Here is a 25,353-nt window from a genome sequence, read left to right as displayed (position 1 = left end):
CACGGTGCCGCCCGCCGCGCCGCCGGTGATCGTGACCGGAACGGTGACCGTGACGGGCACGTCGGACGCGGTCACCATCGCCACCGGCGTGGGCGTGACGGTGTCGTCGATGAACGCCAGGTACATCACCGTGTTGTCGGTGGTGTCGCCGAGGTTGTCGTCGCCGAAGCCCTTCACGAGGTAGCGGGTCACGTGGCCGCCCTGGCTGACGGTGATGGTCTGGCCGACCAGGAAGCCCTGCGCCTTGAAGTCGAACGGCACGGCACGCGAGAGCCGGTGCGTCGTTCCGCTCGGGATGCCGAGCCCGGCGCCCTGCGTCGACACGATGACCGCGCCGACGGCCTTCACCGGCACATCCGGCTGGAGCGTGCCCTGCACGTCGAGGCGGTCGTTGCCGGAGCCGAGGAACAGGTTGATGACCTCGATCGAGGACTTGCCGGCATCCGTCGAGTAGTTCGTGCCGTCGAACGAGACCGAGCCGAAGCTGATGCCGCCGGGGAAGATCCGCGGCTCGCCGAACGTCTCACCCTGCGTGCCGCCGTACGAGGCGCCGAAGTCGAGATCCTTCGCCATGCCGAGGCCGCGGAGCGTCGTCGACGTCATCACGCCCCAGTTGCCTGCCACGCTGGAATCGCCGTAGATGTTCAGCACGTCGATCTGCTTGGACTCGGGCGCCTGCGTGGCGATCGCGAACAGCGGGCCGTCCTGCTCGCCCGGCAGCTTCAGCCCGAGCTCGAGCGAGCGGTCGGCGCCGGTGACGCCGCCTTCGACGGCGAGCGGGCCGCGCAGCCGCGTCAGCAGGTGCTGCGACGCCGGGAAGGTCTTGACGCCCTGCCGGATCAGCGGCTGGTAGTAGCCGGTGTCGCCCTGCAGCTCGATGCGCTGGTCGGTCATCCAGTTCGACGTCGTGAACACCGCCTGCGCGGCGATCCGGGTGACGGTGACCGGGCCCACGAGGCTGCCCAACGAGTCGCCCCACAGCGACAGGCCGAACTCGATCTGCTCGTCGTGCGCGGTGTTGGTGCCGCGGATGTTCTGGATCTTGCCGATCGCGCAGTGCCCGAAGCCGTCGCACACCTTGACCCACTGGCCCTCGAGGAAGCCGTCGGCGAGCCAGCCGCCGCCGGTGCGGGTGATCCGCCAGCGCAGCACGCTGTCGTCGCCGGGGGTCTGCGTCGGCGTCGCGGCGAGGGCGCCGCTCCACTTGCCGCGGTACGTCAGGACGTTGATCGTGGTGCCGCCGACGGGGACCGCGCCGCAGTTGAGCGCCGGCGTGACCGTGAACGAGCCCGCCGTCACCGATCCGGCGTTGACGGTGTAGACGCCGGTGCAGGCGCCGAACGTGAGGCGCATGCCGGCGACGACGCCGTCGTCGATGAAGCTGCCGGTGTCGCTGCCGTTGGCCCGGCTGACAGTGCTGCCGGCGAAGGTGAGGAAGCCGAGGAACAGCCGCGACGGGATGTCGCCGCCGATCTCGGCGTAGTCCAGCGGCGTGACCGCGACGCCCGCGATCTTCACCACGTCGACGAGCCCGTCGGGCGTGATGGCGACGTTGACCGTCGCCGTCGGCGGCGTGGTCAGCCGGATGAGGTAGTCGTCGTTCGCGCCGCCCTGCACGACGACGGTGTCGGTGCCGGTCGGGATCGTGACCACCTGGGCGGATTCGTCGTCGTACACGAGCACGTCGGTGCGCTGGCTGCCGCTGCGCAGGTTCGGGAAGCGGTACGCGTTCGTCGCGTTCGCCTGGCCCCACGTGATGACGGCCGTGGTCGGGTCGCCGGCGTCGGGGTTGTTGCGGGCCATGAGCGTGAGCCGCACCGCGATGTTCCAGTTCGAGTGGTCGAAGGTCAGCTCGTAGTGCGTGCCACCGTCGGCGTCGAGGAATCGCGTCCAGCGGCTGCCCAGCGCCGCCTCGGCCGCCAGGTCGTCGATCTGCAGGATCCGCTGGCTGTCGGCATCCATCGTGATCTTGACGGTGACCACGAGGCCGCAGGCCGGGTTGGACGCCGGGCACGGGTCCTTGGCCAGCTGCACCAGCACGTCGTCGGTGCGCTGCGTGCCGGCATCCCCTTCGATCACGATGCCGCGGTCGTCGAGCACGTTCGTTCCCGGCTCGACGTGCGTGACGTACACGCCCGGCGTGTCGTCGTCGTAGAGGTGCACGTTCACCTGCCGCACGGCGGTGCCGTGGAACAGCGGGTTGTCACTGATCACCGAGTGCTGCACCACGACGATGCGGTCGCCCTCGGAGCGCTCGTCGTTCACAGCGCGGACGTACACGCGCTGCGGCGAGCTCCAGTTGGTCCCGTCGAACGTGAGCACGACGGCGCGTCCGGCCTCGTCGACGATCTGTCCGTTGCGGATGTAGTGGCGCTGGAAGTCGGCCGCGCCATTGCACTGGTCGCCGTACACGGGTCCGGTGTCGACGCAGAGCCAGATCGTGTCGGCGGGGCCGTCGGTCAGGCCGAACCCGGTCGGGTTGTGGAACGTGTCGCGCGCTTCCTCGTCGGGGGATGCCGCGGCCGAGACCGTCACATAGACGTGCTTGTTGACGCCGCTCAGGGTCGGATCCTGGCTGAGGGTGACCTCGTAGTACGCGGTCTGCGCGATCGCGCCGGCTGCGGACTCGCGCACGCTCGTGGACGTGCCCACCTCGCGGATGACCACGAGCCCGGAGGGACCGGTGGCGAGGTTGTAGGGCACGCCGTCCACGACCAGGCCGTCGTAGCGCGGGTCGTCCGACCGCACGATGTGGTCGACGGCACCTGAGAGGCCCTCGAGCTCACGGGTGACGATGTCGCTCGTCACGTCGCCGGCTACCGAGATCTGATCGCTGCCGAGGCCGCCGATGACCCGGTAGGCCACGCCGTACGCGGTCGAGAGGACGAAGAACTGGTCGTCGCCCTCGAGGCCGTCGATCTCGAGCACCTCGATGGTCGTGTACTTGACGTTGAGGCCCGCGCCGTAGATCGCCTTGTCGGTGATCGCGAAGTCGTCCGCGAACTCGGTGCCGAGCACCACCAGCTTGTCGAAGCCGGTGCCGCCGTCGACGTTCACGGGGGCGTTGACGTTGTACTGCACCTCGTCCTCGCCGCCGCCGGCGCGGATGTCGAGCGGCCGGCTCGTCGAGAACCCGAGGCCGATCACCGGGACGGCCACGCCGTTCGCGTCGAGCGGGATGACGTCGTCGAGCCACTTCGTGTTGTCGAGGTCGACGTTGGAGCCGGTGTCGTGGTTGTAGGTGACGTGCGCGTCGGCGTTGTTGCAGGTGCCGTCGCCGTTGTTGTCGAAGCGGACGTAGCCGGCGCCGGTGCAGGTGGCGACCGACAGGTGGGTGACCGGGTGGATCGCGCTGCCGTTGACCTGCGGGAACACGCCCCCGGCCGGACGGAAGTCGACGTCCGCGAGATCGCAGTCGGTGTCGTTGTCGGCGCTGAGATCGCACACGGCGGCGATCGCGAAGGCCCGCACGATAAACAGATCGTTGTCATCGTCGCCGTTGAGCTGGATCTCGGCCTGGTTCGAGTAGACGACGAACCGGTCGTTGCCCGTGCCGCCCGTCGCGAGCAGCGGCGCGTGCGTTCCGGGACTGAGCCAGCCGCGCGTGGTCGCGACGAGCGCCGGGAAGGTGTCGGACGGGAGGAGCGCGCCGCCGTTCGGGGCCGGGTCGGAGTCGCGCTGCGTGCCGAAGATCTGCCCGATCTGGAACGCGTCGTTGCCGGCGCCGCCGTCGAGGGTCATCGTGGCCTGCGTGTCGTCGACGTAGAACGCGTCGTTGCCGCCGAGGCCGTAGACCGTGATGCGGCCGTTGAGCGCGCGGTCGTACGTGATGCGCTGCACGAGGGCGCTCGGCGCCGTTGCCGGGTCGCGGTCGCGGTACTTGCCGATGCCGCCGTCCGCGCTCTCGTCGCCGGCGAGCAGGGCGATGAACGCCGGGTGGTCGGCGGTCTCGCTGGCCGAGCCGCACACCGCCTGGCCCTGGTTCACCGTGACGCCGAACGGCGACTGGTTGTCGATGCAGGTGAGGGCGCGCAGCAGCCAGATGTCGTCGGCGCGCGTGCCGGTGTTGTGCGCCGGGTCGAGGTCGTCGAAGCCGTACACGGCCAGGTCGTCGACGCCCTGGTTCGCCGGTCCGGAGTCGAGCACCTCGATGTTGTAGTTGCGCACGCTGCCGTGGCTGCCGTTGGTGTACACGGCGTAGTGGTCGCTCTCGCCCTGGCCGTCGAGGTTGAGCACGTGCCCGGCGCCGGTACCCGCCTGGGCGGGGCTCGTGACGACGTTCATCGACTGCAGGTAGTAGACCGTGATGACGTCTTCGCCATCGGCGGTGTTCGAGGCGGTGTCGAGGTTGCCGTGCACCGTGGTCTTGGAGCCGAGGAAGATGTAGCCGGCGCTCCCCCACGTGATCCTGGTGTTGTCGCGGTCGAGGCCGGAGCGGTCGCCGAACTGGATGACGTCGACGTCGCTGCCGCCCCAGATGTTCGTCTGCTGGCCGGGCACCGGGTTCGCGGCCGACGGAGCGCATGTGCCCATCGGGTCGGCGCCGTTGACTCCGGGCGTGACGACGCAGTCGGCGATGATACGGCCGCGCAGGATCATCGACGTGCCGTACTCGGTGAGCACCGAGCCGGTGTCGGCGTTGCCGTAGTCGCCGCGGATGTCGATCGACAGGTTGGCGAGGATCTGGCTGTTCTGGTGCAGCGTGACGTCGTCGCCGACGCGGAGCTCGACGCTGCCGGTCTCGGCGAAGATCGTGCCGTGCGCGACCGGGCGCGGGTGGTCGTCATCCGACGACGGGGCGCGCAGGTGCGACTCGGCGAACAGGGCGCTGCCCGAGGCGACGAGGTAGAGATCCTCGTCGAGAGCCTGGGTCTCACGCACCGTGAGCCGCACGTTGCCGGTGAACGAGTGGGCGAGCACGAGACGCAGGTACGCGTCCGTCTCGGTGTAGTAGATGCCGCCGGTGGCCTCGAGTCCGACATCGTCGCCCGACTGGGCCAGGCGCGGGTCGGAGAGGTACGGCGAGGCGGGGTTGTTGCCGCAGTTGACGTACGTGCACTCGAACGGGGGCGCACGGTTCGAATCGACCATGACGTCCTTCGACACGAGGCCTATGGTCCCGCCGCCGTTGGCGTCCATGTCGACCGAGTCGCCGCGGACGTTGTCCTCGTCGGCGTTGAGCTTCGCGTTCAGGATGCTGCCGCCCGTGGTGCGCAGGCCGACGTTGCCGGTCGCGAGCGAAGAGCTGCCGCCGGTGAAGATCTCCCAGATCGGCATGTCGCCGGTGAGCTCGTCGAGGAAGATGCCCTCGGTCGACCCGCCACCCAGCGCCGCCGCCGTGTCATAGGCCTTGAGCACGCCGCCGTTGATGCCGTTCGGCTGGTTCACCGCCGTGTTGATCTCGAGCCAGTTGTTCGGGGTGCCGATGCCGCCGAGCACGCCGGCCTCACCCGCGTACATCGAGATGTTGACGCCCGTGACGTCGATCGTGGCCCGGCCGTCGGCATCCAGGATCCGCGCCGGCGAGTGCAGCACCACGTCGCCGTTCGTCGAGTGGATGTGGCCGACGAGCATGTCGCCCGTGATCTCGGTCGCGGTGATGTTCCCGTTCGTGCGGAGGAAGATCTGCGACACGTTGAACGCCATGCCGGGGTCGTCGACCGGTCCGGTGTGGCCGGCCCCGCCGGTCCAGGCCGAGTCGACCTGCGCGATGATGTGCACCGTCGTGTCGGAGGTGTCGGCCGTGATGGCGTGCGTCGCGCTGTCGATCTGCGTCGTGAAGCACGTCTTGGGCTCTTCGCCGCCGGTGGTGACGTGGCACACATCGATGTCGTCGCCCGCGCGCAGGTCGGCGAAGTCGTACGTGGACTCGATCTCGCCGTCGACGTCGGTGCCGAGCGCGCGCAGGATGTGGGCGAGGTCGGGGTCGGACACGTCGGGGCGGAAGTGCTTCTCGTACTTGCCCGATCCCGAGCCGCACGCACCGCCCGGGCACGGGTTGAGCGGGCTGCCGTCGCTGAGCGCCGGGTTGTACTGGCCGAAGTAGGTGTAGTCGTAGTAGCTCGTGCCGGGGTTGTAGACGTCGATCTCGACGAGGGACAGTGACGAGGTGTCGTCCCCTGCCTTGCTGTCGTTGAGCACGACGTCCACGTCGTCGCCGGCGCGGATGCGGGCGATCGGCACCGTGATCGGGTCGGTCAGCGTCTGGTCGGTGCGGCGGAACGCCGTGAGGTCGAGGACCGCGTCCTTGCCGGCATCCACCGTGACGACGATGTCGTGCAGACACGGCGCCGGACCGTAGCCGACGCAGAACTCGGCGGACGGGTGCAGGTACTTCACGAGCTCTACCGCGATCGGGTTGCGCTCGGTGTCGGGGTTCGCGTGGGTCGGGCTCTGGTGGCCGATGTCGCCGTGCGGGGCGTCGAGGTCGAGTACGTTCGTGCGGATGAGCTGACCGCGGATGCCGCCGCCCACGCCCGCCGGCCGGACGAGGACTCCGCGTGCACCGGCGAGGATGTCGCCCGACGCGTTGGTGATCTGCGTCGTGCCGAGCGGGTTCTCGATGTAGTCGTCGAGCCGGATGAAGGGGTTGCGCGTCGGGCACGAGTAGGCGCACGAGTTCGCGAGCTGCACGAGCGTCGGCGGGAACCGGTACAGGATGTCGAAGTCGAACGTGGTCGCGGGACCGCCTTCGTTCAGACCCGGTGTGTTGGCACTCGACGCATCGTTCGGCACCGAGTCGACGCGGATGTCGATGAGCGGCGAGTTCAGCGTGTTCACCACGTCGATGATGTTCGTCACCATGTTGAGGTTCGACGCGTTGAGGAGCTTCACGAAGTCCCACGTCTGCTGGAACTCGAACGTTCCGCCGCGGCCCCAGATCAGACCCGGGTCGCCGAGGCCGCCCACCTCGTTGGTGAGGAACCGCGCCTGCGCGCCGTGGTCGTACACGATGTCGTCTACGGTGAACGTCGTGCCCGTGAGCTGGCCGGCGGTGTGCGTGTTGGTGAACGGGTTGTCTTCGTAGCAGTGGCCCTGGTCGTCGCACACACGCACGTTGACGATGTTGGTGATGTTGCCGGCAGAGTCCACCTCGAGGATCGGGTTCGGCTCGCCGAGCATGATCACGCGGACCTGCCAGAACGTCTGCCTCGACAGCGAGGTCGGTCCCGAGGTGTCGCCGCCGTTGCCGAAGTCGAGGAAGCCCTCGGACGTGTCGGCATCGCGGTTGAAGTTCGAGCCGGTCGCCCGCTGGTTCACGGCGACGGTGAGGTCGGCGGTGCGGATGAGCGACCCGGTGCGTCCGGTCACCTTCGCGAGCGTCTGCGCGTCGATCGAGGCGTCGGCGTCGGTGTCGCCGCCGAAGCAGTCGCAGTTGGCGAAGGCGTGCGAGATGATGCTCCACGTCTTGTACTCGGCGTTCAGCTCGGTCGCCACCTGGCCCTCGATGACGGCGCCGTCCGCGAGCACGACCTCGGCGGTGCCGCGGACGTACACGTAGGTGTTGGCGTCGGAGTCGGCCCCGAAAGCCCCGGTGCTGGTGTCGGAGCGCGCCTCGATCGACACCGGGTCGACGATGGCGTGCACGAAGACCGAGCGGCCCTTGACGGTGCCCGAGATCGTGCTGCGGGTCAGCGCCTGCGCGCCCCACAGGTTGTAGGTGGTGCCGTCCCACTCCTTGCTCGCGCCCTGGCCGACGTGGAAGTCTGTGTAGGTCTCGGCGCTGCCGGCGAAGGTGCCGAGGTCGGCCGTGCCCTGCGCGTAGCCGAAGACGGAGGTGCGCGCCTCGACGGTCGCGGTGTTGTTGAGCGAGATCAGCGTGCCGGCGACATCGGCGGTGGTGGTGTAGTCCAGTCGCGCCGTCTCGCCGCCCTCGCCCCCGGCGAACAGGCCGCCCGAGTCGGAGGACGCGATGACGATCGGGTGCAGCGAGCCGTTCGCCGCGACGACCAGGGCGTTCGTGGCGGTGAGCGTCGCACCGGATGCCACCGACACCGTGCTCGTCAGGTGGACGTCGGCCTCGGCCTTGGCGGAGTTGACCGAGATGAGCCCGCCGCTGTCGTTGGACGAGACCGCCTTGGCGTCGGAGTGTCCATCGGTGGTGACCGTGATCGAGCCGCCGGTGACGCTCGCGCCGCTGCCCACACTCGCAGAGACCGTCGCGTCCGAGACGGCCCACGAGTCGGCCGAGCTGACGCTGATGACGCCGCCTCCGCCGCCGGTCGCAGAGGCCGAGACGATCTGGTCGCCGCCGATGGCGCTGAACGGGATGGCACTGCCGATGCCGGCGAGCTTCTCGTTCTTGGGTCCGGGGCCCGCGACGGGCGTGATCGCGAAGATCAGCTTCTGCACCGTCGCGCCCTGGCCTGTGAAGTCGATGCCTTCCGTGCGGAAGACGTGCGACCCGCCGTTGAACGTGAACCCGACGCCGTCGAACGAGGTCGCCGAGTGGGTGATCGCGATCGCCGAGCCGCCCAGCGTGAGGGAGAGCTGGTACCCGTTCGCGTCGCAGCCGCCCGCCGGGCAGCCGACCACGTAGTAGCCGTGTCCGTCGACGAGGCCCGTGATGGGGGCGTTGTCGGCGGCGGTCAGCGAGTGGACGTCGACCGCGTTGGTGCCGCCGGCCGAGATGCCGATCGGGGTGACGGTGCCGGCGCTGCCGCCGCAGTCGATGGCGAGGCCGGTCGCGCGGCACTTGGTGGTCGCGAGCTGGTAGCTCTGCCCGCTCTTGCGGATGACCCAGTAGAACGCGCCGTTCGTGAGTCCGCTGAGCGGCGTGCCGGTCGTGAAGTAGCGCACCAGTTGGCCGGTGGCGAAGCCCATGTCGTCGAAGGACTGGTCGTTGTTGACGTCGCGGGCGAAGAAGATGTTGTTCGCGTCGCTGCCGGCCGTCGCGACCCACGTGTTCGTGCCGGAGTCCCACCGCGTGCCGACCTGGCCGGGGTTGAACGTCGCCGGCGTCGACGGCGCGTGGTAGGTCACGTAGTCGCCGTTGTGGAACCCGCTGGACCCGCCGACGGTGTGCGTGCCGTTGTCGACGGCGCTCGCGTTGACCGTGTCGGTGATGGTGGCGGCGCCGACCGGCCGCAGCTTGATCGTGTAGTCGTCGACCTTGTACACCTCGTACAGCGTGTCGGCGCTGAGGCCGCCGATGGCGGTGAGCGGTGCGGTGCCGCTGACGAGCTGGTACAGCAGCACGTCACCCGTGCTCAGCCCGTGCTTGCGGGTGCCGAAGTCGATCGTGTCGTAGGTGGTGCTGACGTTGTCGTTCGAGAACACCACGCCCAGCTGGACGGCGTCGGCGTCCAGCACGATGATCGCGTACTGGCGGCCCGGCACGAGCCCCGACACCGTCGGCTGGCCCTGCGTGTTGTAGGTGACGGTGTCGCCGGTCGTGGCATTGTGCGACGCGCCGAACGTGATGCTGTGCGCCGTGCCGTCGACGCCGCCGACGGCGTCGAACGTGCCGTCCGAGCCCGGAGGCAACGGCGGGTTGGCCGCGGCCGACAGCAGCACCTCGCCGCCCGCGACGATCGACGCTCCGCCGGTGATGACGGCCGACGAGGTCGGGGTCATGGAGGCGTGGGCGTCGAAGCTCGAGACGTTGAGCGCGCCGCCGGTGGCGCTGTAGGTGCTCGCGTCGGCGTCGTACGAGCTGACCGCCTTCGCGCTGATCGCGCCTTCGACGCGGATGATGGATGCCGCACCACCGAGTGTGACCGTCACGGTGGGGTGCCCCTCCGCCGTCGACGACGAGCTGCCGATCTGGATGAGGCCGCCGCCGATGTTGCGGATGCCGGCCTCGGCGCGGTCGTTGCCCTGCGCGAGGATCGTCAGGCCCTTCGCGCCGTTCGCGCCGTTCACGTTCACGTGTCCGAACAGGTTGGCGGCCGTGGTGCCCGAAGACGTCGAGGTCGGGTTGGAGTTGGGCTGCACATTGATCAGCGCGCCGCCGGTGCGCTTGTAGAACGAGTCCGCGTAGTTGCCCGACAATGCCCGCAGCACCACGTTGCCGTTCGGTGCGGCGACGGTCGCCCCTGCTTCGACCTCGGCCTTGACGACCGCCTTCGCGCTGGCGTGAAGGTTGGAGGACCCGATCGACAGGCCGAACGAGAAGGTGGTCTGCACCACCGACGCGTCGGCCTTGTTGTCGGTGAGGAACGATGTGCCGTCGAAGTTGTGCCAGGCCTCGATCGTGACGTTCGTGCCGTTGCTCGTGACCGATCCGGTGCCGGTGATCGCGGTGCGGACGTCGGTTTGGTCGGTGGCCGTGATCGTCCCGAAGCTCGCCGAGACGAAGCCCGAGAGCGACAGGGCCCGGTAGACGGCTGTCGCAGCCGTCCGCACGTCGCTGCGGATCAGGATGGCACCGGAGGCCGTGAGCGTTCCGCCGACCAGCGCGCGCGCCGTGGGCGCGACGTCCGAGGACTGCGTGCCGTTCGTCGCACCGGCCAGGACGCCGCCGCCGACCGCGCGGCCCTCGGTCAGCGCGGTCGCGGTCACGAACGTCAGGACGTTCGCCGAAGCCAGGATGCCCGAGACGCCGTTGAACTCGGCGGTCACGCTTCCGGCGCTCGTGGCGTAGCCGTCGACCATGCCGACGCCGATTCCGACGGCGGCCGCGAGCGAGTACGCGTCGACCTGAGAGTCGCCGAGCGAGCGGGCGGCGACCCACAGCGCGCCCGTGGCCGACACCGTCGTGCCCGACCCGACGGCGGCACGCACGGTGGGCGAGTTGATCGCGTGGCCTTCGGCGCCCGTCACGCTGCCGAGCAGCGATGCTCCGCCGAGCGAGGCCCGCGCGAAGGCCGGCGCGACCACGGTGGGCGAACTGTCGCCGATCACCGTGTTGTACGTGTAGGTGGGACGGATGGCTCCACCCGAGGCATCCGTGTTGCTGCGCGCTCCGACGGTCACGTTCGCGCCGCTGAGCACTCCGCCCGAGACCGTGTAGGCCCGGACGGTCGGACGAAGGTCGGCCTTCGTCGTGGTCTGGCCGACGGCGAAGCCGAGCCCGGCGTTGAAGCCGACGGCGTCGGCGATGGCCGTCGTGACGGCGGCGGCGTCGAGCAGGATGCTGCCGCCCCCGTTCGCGCGCAGCTCGGCGCGGTCGCCGAGGTAGGCCAGCGCGGTCGCCGTGTTCGTCGCGGTGCCCTGGATGAACGAGCCCGCGGCGAGGACGCCGAATCCGGCCGCGACCGCCATGACGTACACGTGCGAGGTGTAGTCGGTGGCCACCGTGATTCCGCCGGCGCCCGAGGTGGTGACGCTGGCGGGGTCGGCGGCATCCGCGGCGGCGACGCCGTCGGCCGGTCCCACCCAGCTGGCCACCGTGGTCGAGTCGGTGGTGTTCATGGCGACGAGGGTGCCGCCGAGCAGCGAGACGCCGACCGTCGTGCTCGAGGCGACGGGTGTGCTCGTGCCGCCGGCGGTCATCGACACCGAGCCGGCGGTGACGTCGGCGCGGTCGTCGATGTGCGTCGAGACGGTGCCGGATGTCGTGGCCTCGAGCGTGATGCCCGACAGCGAGATCGGCGAGACCTGCACGCTGCTGCCGGTCGCGCTCGCGTTGGCGGTGCGGATGGCCGTGAGGACCACGGCACCCGAGCCGAGCGAGACGGTCTCGTCGAAGCCGATGTACGCCTCGGTCGTCCCGGCGACGGTCGCGATCGGGTTGCTCACCAGGATGTTGGCGAGCAGGCTGATGCCCACCATCTTCGCCTCGGCCGTGGCATCCGGCGTCGCGATGGCGCCGATCGACAGCGAGCCCGCGGTCACGGTCTTGCTCGTGCCGACGAAGGCCCGCGTGATGCCGGTGGAGCGCGCCTCGGGCCGCAGCAGCGAGACCGACAGGCCGCCGCCCGACACGCCGCCGACGAACGCCTGCGCGTCGTCGTCCGAGGTCGCCGTGACCGTCACCGCGCCGCCGCCCACGTTGGCGCCGCCGAGTCCCGCCTCGGTCGTGGCCGTCACTTCGCCCAGCGCGTAGGCGATGACCACGCCGATGAGGGCGATCGCGATCAGCTCGGACGCATCGGCGATCGCCGTGTTGTGCGAGTTCGCGACGGCCGATGCCGACGACCCGCCGGCGACCTGCCCGGCGTAGACGGCGCCGGTGCGTCCGCTCACCCGCGCGAGCGGCAGCTGCACGATGATCGCGACTCCGCCGATGGTCGGTGCGTTCGACGTGGACTCCGCCGTGTAGGTCGAGTCCGCGGTGACGCTGAACAGGCCGCTGGCCGTCGCGACGCTGCCCGGGTCGTCGCCGCCCGCCACGGTGTCGGCCGAGACCGTCGCCGTCGTGGCGATGCCGGTGAGCGTGCCGAGCCCGACGGCGACGAACAGGCTGTCGGCGATGGCGTGCATCGTCGCGTCGGCTTCGATGGTGACCGATCCGGATCCGGTGATCGCACCGTTGAGGAGCGCGCGCACCGAGCCCGACACCGTCGCCTCGATCACGACGATGCCCGCGGCGATGCCGCCGAGGGCGAAGCCCTCCAGCGTGCTGCGCGCGAGGTTCTGCTCGCCCCCGAACGACGACAGCAGCGCCTTCACTGTGACCGCGCCCGAGACGTTCACCGACGCGGTCGACCCGAGGACCGCCAGCGTCTCGCCCGAGACGATGGCCTGCGAGCTGACGCCCGTGCCGCTCAGTCCCGCCGAGATCGTCAGCACCTTCGTGTCGGCCACGGCCTGGTTGCCGGCCTGCGCCTGCACGAACAGGCTCGCCGTCTTGGTCGGCGTGGAGAGGATGTCGCCGTCGAATCGGGCGGTCGTCGCGCCGGCCACCTCGGCCGTCGTGATCTGCACTGCCACGGCCGCGCCGATGCCGGCGCCGACGGCGAGCGTGCTCGAGGTGGCGCGGTTCGTCGAGGTCGCCTGCACCGTGACCGGGTCGCCCGGTGCGCTCACGACCGAGCCCGCCTTCACCTCGGCGGTGGTGGTGGCCGCGGCGGTGATCTCGGCGGTCGACACGTTGACCGCGGCACCGGCGATGCCGCCGATCGCGACCAGCGCGACCTCGCTCGTGGCCCGGTTGGCGCTGGTCGCCTGGACGCTCGCCCCGGCATTGCCGGTCACGTCGCCCTCGACCGATGCCGTCGTCGCGCCCGAGACGGTGGCGGTCGGCACAGAGACCGCCGCGCCGCCGAGCAGCCCGCCGCCGGCGAGGTCGGTGTGCACCTCGGCCGTGTTGCCGGACGTCGCGCTGAAGGCGACGGTGCCGGAGCTGGAGATCAGCTGGTCGTTGTTCGCGTCGGCGGAGGTCGCGGCCACGTCGGCGGCGCCCGTGATCGTCGCGCTCAGGATGTTCACGCCGATGCCGACGCCGAGCGAGCCGGCCACGAGCAGGACCTTCGCCTGCGCGAAGTTCTGTCCGTTCGCGGTCACCAGCACCGAGGTCGACGACACGACGTCGCCGTCCAGCGCGGCGATCAGGGCGCTGCCGAGGGTCGCCTGGGCGTACACGACGGCGCCCGAGAACGCCATGCTCACCTGGATGCTGTTGACCAGCGCGATCGCCTCGTTGCGACCGGGCTGCGTTGCGCTGACCAGGACCGCTCCGGTCGCGGTGATGGATGCCGGTCCCGCGACGCGTGCGGCCACTTCGGCGCCGTCCGTCACGACGGCGATGGCGACCGACGCGTTGAACGCGGCGCCGGCGACGCCGATCACGTCGACCTGCGCGGAGGCCTGCTGGCGGCCGGTGGCGCTCACGGTGACGTCGTTGGCCGCGACGGAGCCGCTCAGGCGGGCCGTGGTGTGGCCCGACACGGTGGCGATCGGCACCATCGCGGTGATGGCGGCGCCGCCGACCGACACTCCGGGCGTGTAGGCGCGCACCGCGTTGGTGGCGGATGCCGTCACGCTGACGTCGGCGGTCGGCACCGCGGTCAGGTTCAGGCTGCCGCCGAGCTCGGCCTCGGTGTCGCGGTCGCTGGTGGCGACCAGGACCGTGACGCCCACCGCGAGGGCGCCGGTCGAGACGTTGACGGCGAGGGGGGCGATCGTGGAGCGCTCGGCGGACGCCGCGACGGTCACGTCGCCGTCGACGGTGCCGGTGGCGGAGGACTCGGCACGGGTGACGCCGGAGTAGGTGATGACGGCGACGACGCCGCTGAGACCCACCGCGATGCCGCCGGCGACGCCGATCGACAGGACGGTCGGGACGAAGCGGTCGGACGCCCGCACCTCGAGTCCGCCGATGTGGTCGAGGGCCACGGCGCCGACCCGCGCCCGCGCGTCGCCGTCGATCGTGATGACCGCGACCGACACTCCCGCGGCGCCCGCGCCGATGGTGACGCCGATCGCGTAGACCGACACTTCGCGGTCTGCCCGGGCGTTCACGTGCAGACCGTCGCCGGCCCCGTCGACGAACGATCCGGTGTCGACGTGCGCGGTCTGGGCGGCGTGGTCGTTGAGCACGGCGACCTGTCCGGCGATGGCGATGAAGCCCGCCGATCCCGCGACGCCGATCTGCGTCGTGCGCTCGGTGGCGAGCGCCTTGACGTCGACCCGGCCGGCGGCGTCGACGTGCGCCCCGCTGTAGATTCCGGCGTCGGTGTTGAGCCCGATCGTGAGCACCGTGACGCCGGCGCCGATCGCACCGACGCCGCCCGCGACGGCGCCGGCGAGGGCGAAGACGACGAGTTCGTCGGTGGCGATGACCGCGATGTCGGCGAGCTGCGAGTGGACGCTGCCGTAGATGCCCGCGGACGTCCCCGACGGCGGTGCCGGCTGGGTGAAGCGCTGCGCGGTCGGCGAGGTCTGGTTCGACGAGGAGCCCACGGCGGTGCCGGTGCTCGCCATGGTGCCGTAGACGGTGCTCTGGTACGGCGTGCTGCCCGAACCCGACGGCGCATCGCCGAGGATCGACTTCCAGCCGCTGGTCCCGCCGCCGGCGACCACCTTGTCGGCGTCGCCCTGCGAGCTCTGGCCGCTGCCGTAGTCCGTCGGGTCGGTGTCTTCGATCGCGCTCCAGTCGGCCGGCGAGGTGTTCGGCTGCGCGCCCTTGCTCGCGCGCTTGGCGGTGTAGCGCTGTCCCGCGAAGGTCACGACGTCGCCGGTGTTGTACGAGGTCGACGGGTTCCACACTCCCCGGTCGGGGCCATTTCCGTCGCTGGAGTACGACGCGGTCGGCTCCGTCCCGATCGACCACACCGACACCGCTCCGGCCGCACCGACGAAGCCGGCGCCGACGCTCATCGCGTACGACTGCACGTGCTTGATGCCCAGGGCGTTCACCGCGACGTCGCCCTTCGCCCACACGTCCGTGCCGGTGGCGAGGTAGGCGGTGACTCCGATGCTCGCGACGCCGATGTCGACGCCGCCCGCCGCGCCGACGAACCCTCCGGCCGCGCCGCCCGCGAAGGTGACCGAGTCGAAGCGGTCGCCCGCGGTGACCGAGACGCCCTGCTGGCTGGATGCCGCCGACACGGTGCCTGCCGCGTTGACGGTCGTGCCGAGATCGATGTACGCCTGCGTGACGACGGTGAAGATGTTGACCCCGACGTTCGCGGTGACGCCGACGAAGCCGGCACCGATGCCGGCGACGAGCCCGAACAGGCTCTCGCGCGAGATCGCCTGCACCGCCAGGCCGTGGAACTCGCCGAAGAAGGTGAAGTCACCCGCCGAGATGAGGCCGTTGCTGACGCCCGGCAGACCCGCGGCGCCGTTGCCGCCGACGACGACGGTGTTGTTCTGCCCGATCAGGGCCTTGGTGGTCTTGTCGACGACCGCGACGCCGACACCTACGCCGACGCCGACATAGCCGGCGGCAACCGATGCGGTGACGAGGATCAGCCTGTCGTCGGAGGAGGCGAGGACGCCGATGTCGCCGACGGCGCGCAGCACGACGCCCGTGCCGGTGCGCGCGATCGTCGACGTCGTGACGACGGTGACGCCCACCGTGCCCGCCACGCCCACGGTGCCGCCGCCGGCGGCGGCGTTGACGGAGACGATGTCGAGCGACGAGTCCGCGACGACGACGATGTCGTCCCGGGCGTTCACGATGGCGCCGGCCTGGATCTCGGCGGTCGTCGTGAGGTCGATGACGCGGACCGCTGCCGAAGCGCCGACTCCGGCGGTCCCGCCGATCGCGAGGGCGGCCGCGAGTCCGAGGGTGCGGAATGAGCTGGATGCCGATACCAGGACGGACTGGGCCGTTCCGGCCGACGCGGGGTCGTTGACGCTGCACGCGAGGTCGCCGCAGTTGATGCGGGCACCCGCGCCGATCCACGATTCGACGTGGACCGTGGCGACCGTCACCGAGCCCGAGAGCGTGACGGCCGCGGTGCCCGAGCCGCCCGCCGAGATGCCGATTCCGGCGAGGTAGGTGCTGTCGGTCGCGGTGACGGCGACGCCCGCGAACCCGCTCTTGACGGGTGCGCCGGTCGACTGGGGACCGAGGGCCGAGGCATCCGCCGCCGGAAGGTCGCCCGAGGCGACGATGCTGTGAGAGCGGCCGCTGCCGGTGGAGCTGAAGACGATGGGGACGATCGGACCGGCGACGCCGTTGCAGTCGTCGGCGAGTCCCGTGGCCTCGCACTGCGTGCGGGCGATCTGGAAGTGGTTCGGGTCGGCGTTCACGACGTAGTACGTCGCGCCGTCCACCAGGCCGCCGATCGGGTTGCCGCCGCCGGCGCTGTAGATGACCGGGTCGCCGACGTTGACGGTGAGGTCGTACGGGAGCACGAGGTAGTTCGTTCCGACGGCGTACTGCGCGGTGAACCGCGGCGACACGTCGGAGGGGAGGCCGGGCCGGGTGGTGGGCACGAACCGCTGGTTCTCGCCCATCTTGACGCCGCCCGGGAGGCTCAGCCCGGTGAGCAGCATGCCGGGGGCGCAGGCATATTCGTCGGAGCCCGGTGACAGCGGGGGTCCGCGCTGGGTGCACAGCTTGATGGCGGTGCTCGAGACCGGGATGGCGAAGTAGGTCCCGCCGTCGGTGAGCCCCGTGATGGGCGCGCCGCCGCCGGCGTCGTACACGACCTGCTGGCCGGACTTGAAGCCGTGCTGGTAGCCGAGATTGATCGTGGCGCCGTCGGCCTGCAGGCCGCTGCCGTTGATCGGGCTGTGCGGGTACGGCGTCGGGTGCCCGCCGAGCGTGCCGCGCGGGTCGAAGCGGGTGTCGGTGCCCTGCGGGTTGAACGACCCCGACGACACCGTCGTGTGCGTCATGTGTCCGGCGAGCGCCCGCGATGTGACCCGGGCGCCGTCGCCGATCCACGACTGCGTGGTCTTGGTCACGACCGGCACGGCCACGCCGGCTCCCACCGCTGCGGTGCCGGAGACCGAGATGTTGCCCGCGATCGTGAAGAGCGTGAAGTCGTCGGCTGCGGCGACGATGACGTTGCCGCCCGCGATGACGGTGGCGGATGCCCCGATCCAGGCCTTCGTCGTGACGGTGACGACCGGCACGGCGGCGTTGACGGTGACCGCGGCGGTGCCGCCGACCGACCCGCCGGCCGAGATCGAGTCGATCTGCTCGGACGAGGTGGCGCTCACCACGACGTCGCCGTTCGCGTTCACGACCGCGCTGTCGCCGATGCTCGCCTGCGTGGTCTTGTGCACGACCTCCACGTCGACGCCGACGCCGACGCCCGCCGTGCCGCCGACGGCCAGCACACCGGCGAGGGAGAGGACCGTGGTCTCGTCGGATGCCTCGACCACGACGTCCTGCGTGAGGCTCGGGTTCGTGTTGGTGCACGAGACGCCGACGCAGTTGACCTTCGCTCCACCGCCGATGCTCGCGGTGGTGGTGTCGGTCAGCACGTTGACGGTGACCGAACCGCCGACGCCGACCGAGTTGCCGCCGGCGCCGCCGACCGCGAAGAGCAGGAAGTCGCCGGACTGCTCGGCCTTGACGAGGGTGTCGCCGGCCGCCTGCACGTCGGCACCGCCGAGGATCTGCGCCGTGACGTCGTCGTCGCGGACGTTCACCGAGACCGACGCTCCGACGCCCGAGCCGCTGCCCGAGACGGCGATGTTGCCGCTGGAGAGCTTCGCCACGACCGTCTTCTTCGCGTGCACGGTGAGGTCGCCGCCCGCGCGCACTGTGGACTGGCCGATGCGGGCGAGCGTCTGCGGGTCGCTGCCGCCCTGGTTCGCCACGATCACGAGCACGGCGCCGGTCGCGGCCACGCTGCCGCTGATCGTGACACCGCCCGATACCGCGAGCACGAACCAGTCCTCGTCCGAGGTCGCCTCGACCTTCACGTTCCCGCCGGCGCGCACGGCGGCCTGGTCGCCGATCCAGGCGCGGACGTCGGAGTTCGAGATCTCGACGGCGACGGTGATGCCGACGCTCGACGAGTCCATGCTGAGCGCCAGCGCCCCGGACGCGTCGACGATCGTGATCGCATCGGTGGCCGAGACGGTGACGATCTGCCCGGAACCGCCCACGGCGCCCGTCTGGTTCAGCTGCGCGCCATTGCCCATCCACGCGCGGGTCTGCAGGTTGAAGATGTTGACGATGAACGCACCCACCACGGCAGTGCCCTGCGTGGCGCCGCCCGCGATGGCGATGTTGGTCACGGCCGGGATGTCGATCTTGCCCTTCACAGGCTCCGGCAGGTCGGGCACGATCGGGTCGAGGGTCGTCGACGCGGTGACCGCGGTGGCACCCGAGGCATCGACCTGCGTGGGGGACCCGACGGTCGAGTCGATCCAGGCGCGCGTGTTGATCTCCAGGTAGTTGACGAGGAACGCGCCGCCGACCGCGGCGTCCGAACCCGTGCTGAGCGCTCCCGAGATGGCGAGGTTCTGCAGCCGCATCGGCTGCGTCGCTGTCACGGTCACTCCCCCGGCCGGGGCGTCGAGCTCGGCTCCGGCTCCCACCGACCCCTCCGACGTGAGCAGCAGGATCTGCACCGCCGCGCTGCCGGCGACCGAGGTGTTCTTGCCGCCGGCCGCGGCGAACGACCAGACGATGAAGTCGTTGTGGGTGCCCGCAGGGGCGACGGCGGCGACCGTGACGCCGGTCTGACCGGTCGCGTGTGCCCCGGCGCCGATGGTCGCACGGTTGGTCGCGTCCTGGACGTTCAGCCCGATCGTGGCGCCCACGCGAGTGCCGCCGTGGGTGACGTCGATCGCGGTGCCGATCGCGAAGACGTAGGCGCGCTGGGCCAGCAGCGACCGCACGACCAGTTCGCCGGTCGTGGCGGTGACGGTGACGTTCGCGGCGATGCGGGCGGTCGAGGTGGCGACCAGCCAGTTGACGCCGATCGCGGCGGCGACCGCCGTGGTGTCGCTGCTGCCGCTGCCGGACTGCCCCGACTGCGCGGACTGCTGCTGGTTGGCGCCGTTGCCGCCGTTCTGGCCGTTGGTGCCACCGTTGGACGACGGCATCCCCGCGGTGTCGTCGCGCGTGCCGGCCGTATTCGGGTTCTTGTCGCCGTTGACGGCCTCGCCGGACTTCTGGTCGCCGGACTGGCTCTCGTTGGAATCGGCGCCCTCGGCCGAGGCCTCGACCTTCGCCTCGGTGAAGGCGAGCGAGTCCGCGACCACCGAGACCGAGGCGGCCGAGGCATCCCTCGCGATCTCGGCGAGCGAGTCCCACCCGACGACCGCGTTGACGGCGATGATCGCGCCGACCGCGGCGCTCTTGCCCGCTGCCTTCGCGTTGCCGTCGGTGCGGATGCGCAGCTGGTGGGTGGCGGTCACGCTCAGCGCGCCCGTGACGTTCGTGGCGGCGCCCGTCCCCAGGCGGGCGGTCACGTCGTCGTCGACGCTGATGACGAGGGCGACAACCGGGGCGATGGCCGCGGCGCCGGTGGAGGTGCTGCCGCCCTCAGCCTTCGTGATGAACTCGCGGAATCCGAAGGCCGTGATCGCGAGCCCCGTGCCGCCGGTCAGCGCCGCCCCGTTCTCGACCTCGGCGCGCACATCGCTGCCATCCACGACCTGCAGCGTGAACACGGCCCCGACGCCGGTCGCCTTGCCCTGGTTGGCCTGCGAGGTCGCGTTCGCGGCATCCCGCTCATTGCTCTCTGCCGAGACGGTGGATGCCGCCGACGAGAGCGTCACCGTCGCGCCGGCCGGGACGACGGCCTCGGTCTCGTTGCCGAGGATGTTGATCGCGATGGCCCCCGCGACGCCGACGCTGTCGGACTTGCTGGCCCCGGCACGGGCGATCGAGGTGATCTCGTGCTCGAACAGGCGGAAGAGGTCGTTGTCGGCGGGCGCGGCGGGAAGCCGGTCGCCCGAGCCCACGGTCACCGACTGCAGCACCCACTCGTGGCTGCCGTTGCGCTTGTAGAAGCCGGGGGCGTGACTGCCGTCCTGCTTCGTGAGCTGGAACCAGTCGCCCTCTTCGATGTCGTCCTTGGGCAGGTCGTCCTTCTTGGCGTAGACCGCGGCGGTCTGGAACTCCCAGATCGTGCCGTTGTACTTCCACACCGAGTTGCCCGGGTGGCCGTCCTTCTCGGCGCCGAGCAGGAACCGGTCGCCGTTGGACGGCGAGCCCGGCAGCTCGTCACCCGCGGTGATGACGCCCGGGGTCGTGTTCGACCAGTTCGACCCGTCGAACGTGTAGATGCCCTCCTGGCCGGACTCCTTGACGTAGGCGGTGTCGTTCTTCGACGGACCGGGCAGCTGCTCGCCCGAGTCGACGACGATCCACGTCTTGGTGGCGTCGTCCCAGCGGCGCACCACGTCGTCGGTGTCGCCGTCGAGCATGCCCGCCTCGACCACGAGCCCGGTGGCGGTGACGGTCGAGACGCCGGTGGTCGCGGTGACCGTGATCTCGACCGCCTGCACCGCGACGCCGGCGCCGATGCCCACGTCGCCCTTGGTCGAGGTGTCGCCGCGCGCGTCGGCCTTCGAGTCGATGTCGGCGAGAGCGCGGAGCGTCACGAGTCCGCCCGCGACGACGATGACGCCGTTCGCGAAGCGTGCCCGCACCGTCGGCGAGACGACCGCGATGGCGATCGCTCCGGCGATCGACAGCGAGGCGCCGTTGTTGTCGTTCGTCGCGGCCTTCGGCGTCGACGAGGTCGACGTCGACCCGCCGCCGTTCTGCTGCTTGGTGGTACTCGCCTGGCCGAGGTTCGCGTCGGCCTTCTCATTGACGTCCTTGCCGCCCTGGTCCTTGCCCTCGGACGGCTTGGCGCCCTGGGCCGAGGCCTTGGCGGTGGTCTTGGCGTCGACCCGCTGCGTGGCGGTGAACGATGCCGCGCCGGTCGTGGTGAGGCTGCGGTCGCTGCCCGAGGTCGACGTGATGTCGTCGAGGATCGCGAGGGCCAGCGAGACGCCGATCCCGGCAGTCGTGCCGGCGGTGGTCGACCCCTTCGCCGTGGTGTCGGCGGTGACGGTCTGGGTGGCGGTGGCGGTGATGCTCGACGCGGTGAGCGGAGCGGAGCCGGTGCCGATGGATGCTGCGGTGTGGATGGTCGCGATGACGATGGCGACCGAGGGGGTGATGGTGACCCCGCCGCCTGCCGCGCCCGCTTCTGCCTCGGTGGTGAGCGTGACGCTGTGTGCGGCGGTGATGGTCAGTGCGCCTGCGCCGGTGACGGGAGGGCCGCGCGTGCCGTTGACCGCGGGGGCGATGCCCGCGTACACCTCGTGCGTGACGAGGTTGAGGCCGAACGCCGCGCCGATGCCGACCGTGCCGTCACCGGACTGGGTGGCCTTGCCCGAGGCCTTGTCGGTGCTCTTCGAGCCGGCGATGAAGCTCGCCGCGCCACCCGTGAGCACGACGCCCGGAAGCGGCGGCGCGGGCTGCGGCGCCGGGTCGTCGCTCGCGTCGAGCAGAGCGCGCGTGTCTTCGTCGACCAGGTTGATCGCGAACGCGCCCGCGACGCCGAGCGTTCCGCCGGTGCCGGTCGCGCCGGCTTCGGCGACGGCCTCGAACGCGTGCGCGTCGTCGGAGCCGTCGGTCTTCACCGTCGCCGAGACGGCGAGCGATGCGGCGTTGAGCGAGGCGCCGATCCCGAGCCCTGCCTCGTTCACGAGCCGCACCTTGTTGACCGCGACCGCCGCGCCGATGCCTACGGTCGTGGAGTCTGTGGCGGTGCCCTTGGCGCTGGCCGAGGCATCCGTGTTGTTCGTCGCGGTGAGGGTCACGGCCCCCGGCGTCGTGAGGGACGATCCGGCGAGCAGCATCGCCCGCGTGACCGAGGTGACGAGGTTGATCGCGATCGCGGCCGCAACCGACACCGAGGTGCCGTCCTCGTTCTTCTGATCGGGTGTCGAGGTGCCCCCGCCGGCGCCGCCCTTGGTCTTGGCTCCGGCGTCGCCCAGCTTCGCGTCGGACTTGGTCTTCACGTTGTCGTTGGTCGAGTTCCCGCCCGCCCCCTCGCCGGGTGCCCCGGCGGCGCTGGCCTCGGCGTTCGTCGTCGTCTTCGACCCGCCGTCTGCGGCGAGGGAAACGGGACCCGTGGCAGCGACAGAGCGGGCGATGGATGCCTCGGACTCGTGGTCGACACTCGCCAGGGCGAAGGAGATCGTCAGCGCCAGCGACGAGCCGCTGCCGGCCTTCGTCGCACCGGTGGCGGATGTCGTCGCCTTCGCGGTCTGCGTCGAGGTCGCCGCCAGCGATCCGAGCGCGAGGGCCGGCCCTGCGAGGACGCCGGCGAAGGTGCGGACGTTGTGGATGGCGATGCTCGCGACTCCGGTGAGTGTCGCGCTCGTGCCGCCGTCGGAACCACCGACCGTCTGGGTCGTCGCGTCATCGGCGCCTGTCGCGGTGATCGTCAGCGCCCCGATGCCGGTCGGTGCAGCGCCCGCTGCGATCGCCGCGACGATGTCGTCGCGGATGAGGCTCAGCGCGACCGAGGCGCCGGCTCCCACAGCACTGCCGTTGTCCCCCCCGAGTTCCTGCTTGGCCGTCGCCTTCGCCGTGCTCTTGTGGGCGCCGCGTGACGTGATCGCCACAGCGCGGTTGGCGAACGAGCCGGCTCCGTCGATCGTCGCCGACGTCAGCGCGTCGATCTTCACGAGGGCGAACGAACCTGCCACCGCGATCGAGCCGCCCGAGGTCTTCTTGCCCGAGACCGCGGTCGCGGTGAAGGACGAGTCGCCGGTGTCGGGCCCCTCGGCCGCGATCGTGAGTCCGCCGGCGGCGTCGATCGCACCGCCCTGGACGAAGGCCCGGGTCGAGAGGTCGGTGATCAGGAGGGCGATGCCGATTCCGACGCCGTTGCCGCTCGCGCCCCCGCTGCCCGTCGTGGTGCCGCCGTCGCCGGTGACCGCGATGGTGTTCTTCCCCCGTGCCGTGACCTTCTGCGTGCCGGTGGTCCCGACCTTGGCGCCGACGATCCGGCCGGTGGTGTGCGAATCCGTGAGCGCCATGCCGAACGCGCCCGAGATGCCGATGCCCCCGTCGCTGGTGCTCGCCTGCCCGTTGCCGCGTCCCGCGCCGTTCGAGTTCTTGTTGTTCTGCGACGCGCCGCCGGGGCTCGCCTTCGCGGTGGCGGTGACGTCGGCCGTCTGCGATGCGAGGATCGCGAGGGACGCCGCCGTCGTACCCGTCGCGTTGGTCGAGTCGATGGCGGCGTCGGTGGTCTGCGACAGGTGCGCGATCGCGACGCCCGCGCCGCTTCCCGCCTCGTGCGCGTCGCCGACGGCGTTGAGCGTGGCGCTGTTGGCGGCCGCGATCCCGAGCGCTCCCCCGACGATCATGCGCGCGTTCCCCGTGACCTTCCCGAGGGCGCTCGCCGTGACGCTCAGGATCGCGACCGCCGCGTCGAAGTCGCTCGACAGCGGGTCCTCGTCCTTCGACGGATCGGTCTGCGGCGTCGCGCCGACGTCGACCGTCGAGGTGGCCGAGATCGTCGCCGCGCCGTCGACGTCGACGACCGCATCGCCGCCGACCGTGGCCGACGCGTTCGAGGTGACGAACGCGGCGTCGCCGTAGTCCTTGATGAAGGTGACCGGCCCGACCGTGGAGGTGGCGGTCGCGGTGAAGTCGCCCGACGCCGTGATCGTCGCACCGCCGCGCACGTCGACCACCGCGTCCGCGTTCGCGAGCACGAGGTACGCGGTGCCGGCGGTCGCGTCGGGCACAACGGTGGCCGTGGCCGTCAGCGTGATGCCGCCGGTGGCAGCCCCGCCGTCACCGGTCGCTGTGAGCGATCCGCCGTCGACGATGACCGACGCGTCGGCATCGTGGTCGAGGCACTCCGTGAGGCTGAAGTCGTCGAAGTCCGTGCAGTCGGGGACGTTCACCGGGATGCCGTCGGTGTTGCTCTCGGCCGCGGTGAGCGTGATGTCACCCGCGCTCAGCGAGCCGGTGACGGTGATCGTCTCGAACTCGGCGAGGAATGCAGCGAACCCGAGGTTCAGAACGTCGGCGATGGTGAGCGAGTCACGTCCTCCGCCGCCGGTGATCTTCAGCACGGTGCCGGTGCCGACCGGCGCGGTGAACGTCGTGGTCTCGAAGGTGCCGTTGGCGCTGCGCAGCTGCAGCTGGCCTGCCGACGGCCCCGCCTCGAGGATCGCCTCGTCGTCCTTGTCGTCGGCGAGGGCGAAGTCGACGCCGGCGCCGGGGTCGTTGTCGGCGACGATCGGCTCGATGCCCGCGTACTCGACGCGGGTCGAGCCGAACAGCATCACGCCGCTCGAGCCGTCCGACGGCTGCGAGGTGAAGCCGCCCGCGCCGCGGGTGGCGAGCGTGTCGAATCCGGCTGCGCCGTCGAAGCCGATCGTGATCCCGGGATCGGTCCCGCCGAAGTCGATCGTGAAGGTGTCGTCGCCGGATGTGCCGGTGACGCGAATCACGGAGATCTCGGAGAGCGACCGGGTCACACCCCCGAACGTCACGGTGCCGTCTCCGTGGAAGACCAGCGACGACGAGGTTCCCGACATCGTGATGACCCACGGCGCGGGCGCCGCGGGAGCCGCCGGAGCAGGCTCGGCCGGCGCCGCGGGCGCGGGGTCCGCAGGGGCGGGAGCAGAAGGTGCCGGGTCGACGACCGTGGGCTCGACGGGGGCCGGCGCGGGATCGACCGCCGGGGCGGGATCGGGCGCGGGCGCGGGGTCGGGCGCCGGAGCAGGCTCCGGCTCCGGTGCGGGCGCGGGCTCGGCGGGCGTCGTCGTCTCGGCCGGCGCAGGCTCGGTCGGTGCGGCGACGTCCGTCGCCTCGAAGGGCCGCACGTCGAGCGCGGCCGGTTGACCGACCATCTCGTCGGACACGGATGCTGCGGCCCCGCCGCTCACCGAGAGCTCCGGCGCAGCGGGTGCGGATACCGGCGTCGGCGCAGCCTCGCGCACAGCGGCGACCGTCGCGGCGGCGGCGTTCGCGGGCGTGCCGAAGGGGATCGCAATGCTCACGGCGACGGCGATCGCCGTCGCATACGCGAGCACTCCGAACGCCGCGCTCCGAGAGCGCTTCGTCCCCTCACCCCGAACCAT

1 protein-coding gene (running past one end of the window) is annotated in these 25,353 nt (G+C 71.1%); it reads right to left on the bottom strand.

The genetic code is table 11. From position 1 onward, the window contains the following. Positions 1-25,353, bottom strand: partial view of a hypothetical protein gene (locus tag ACFC1K_RS06485; protein ID WP_375870932.1) — the 5' portion only. 6,177 nt of this gene lie to the left of the window's left edge; the window shows 25,353 of its 31,530 coding nt (coding positions 1-25,353); its start codon is at positions 25,351-25,353; its stop codon lies off the left edge, out of view.

Source organism: Microbacterium sp. NPDC056057 (genome assembly GCF_042266945.1).
In the GTDB taxonomy this organism is placed as follows: domain Bacteria; phylum Actinomycetota; class Actinomycetes; order Actinomycetales; family Microbacteriaceae; genus Microbacterium; species Microbacterium trichothecenolyticum_C.
The sequence above is the reverse complement of the archived record's forward strand: the minus strand, read 5'-3'. Positions and strand labels throughout refer to the sequence as shown.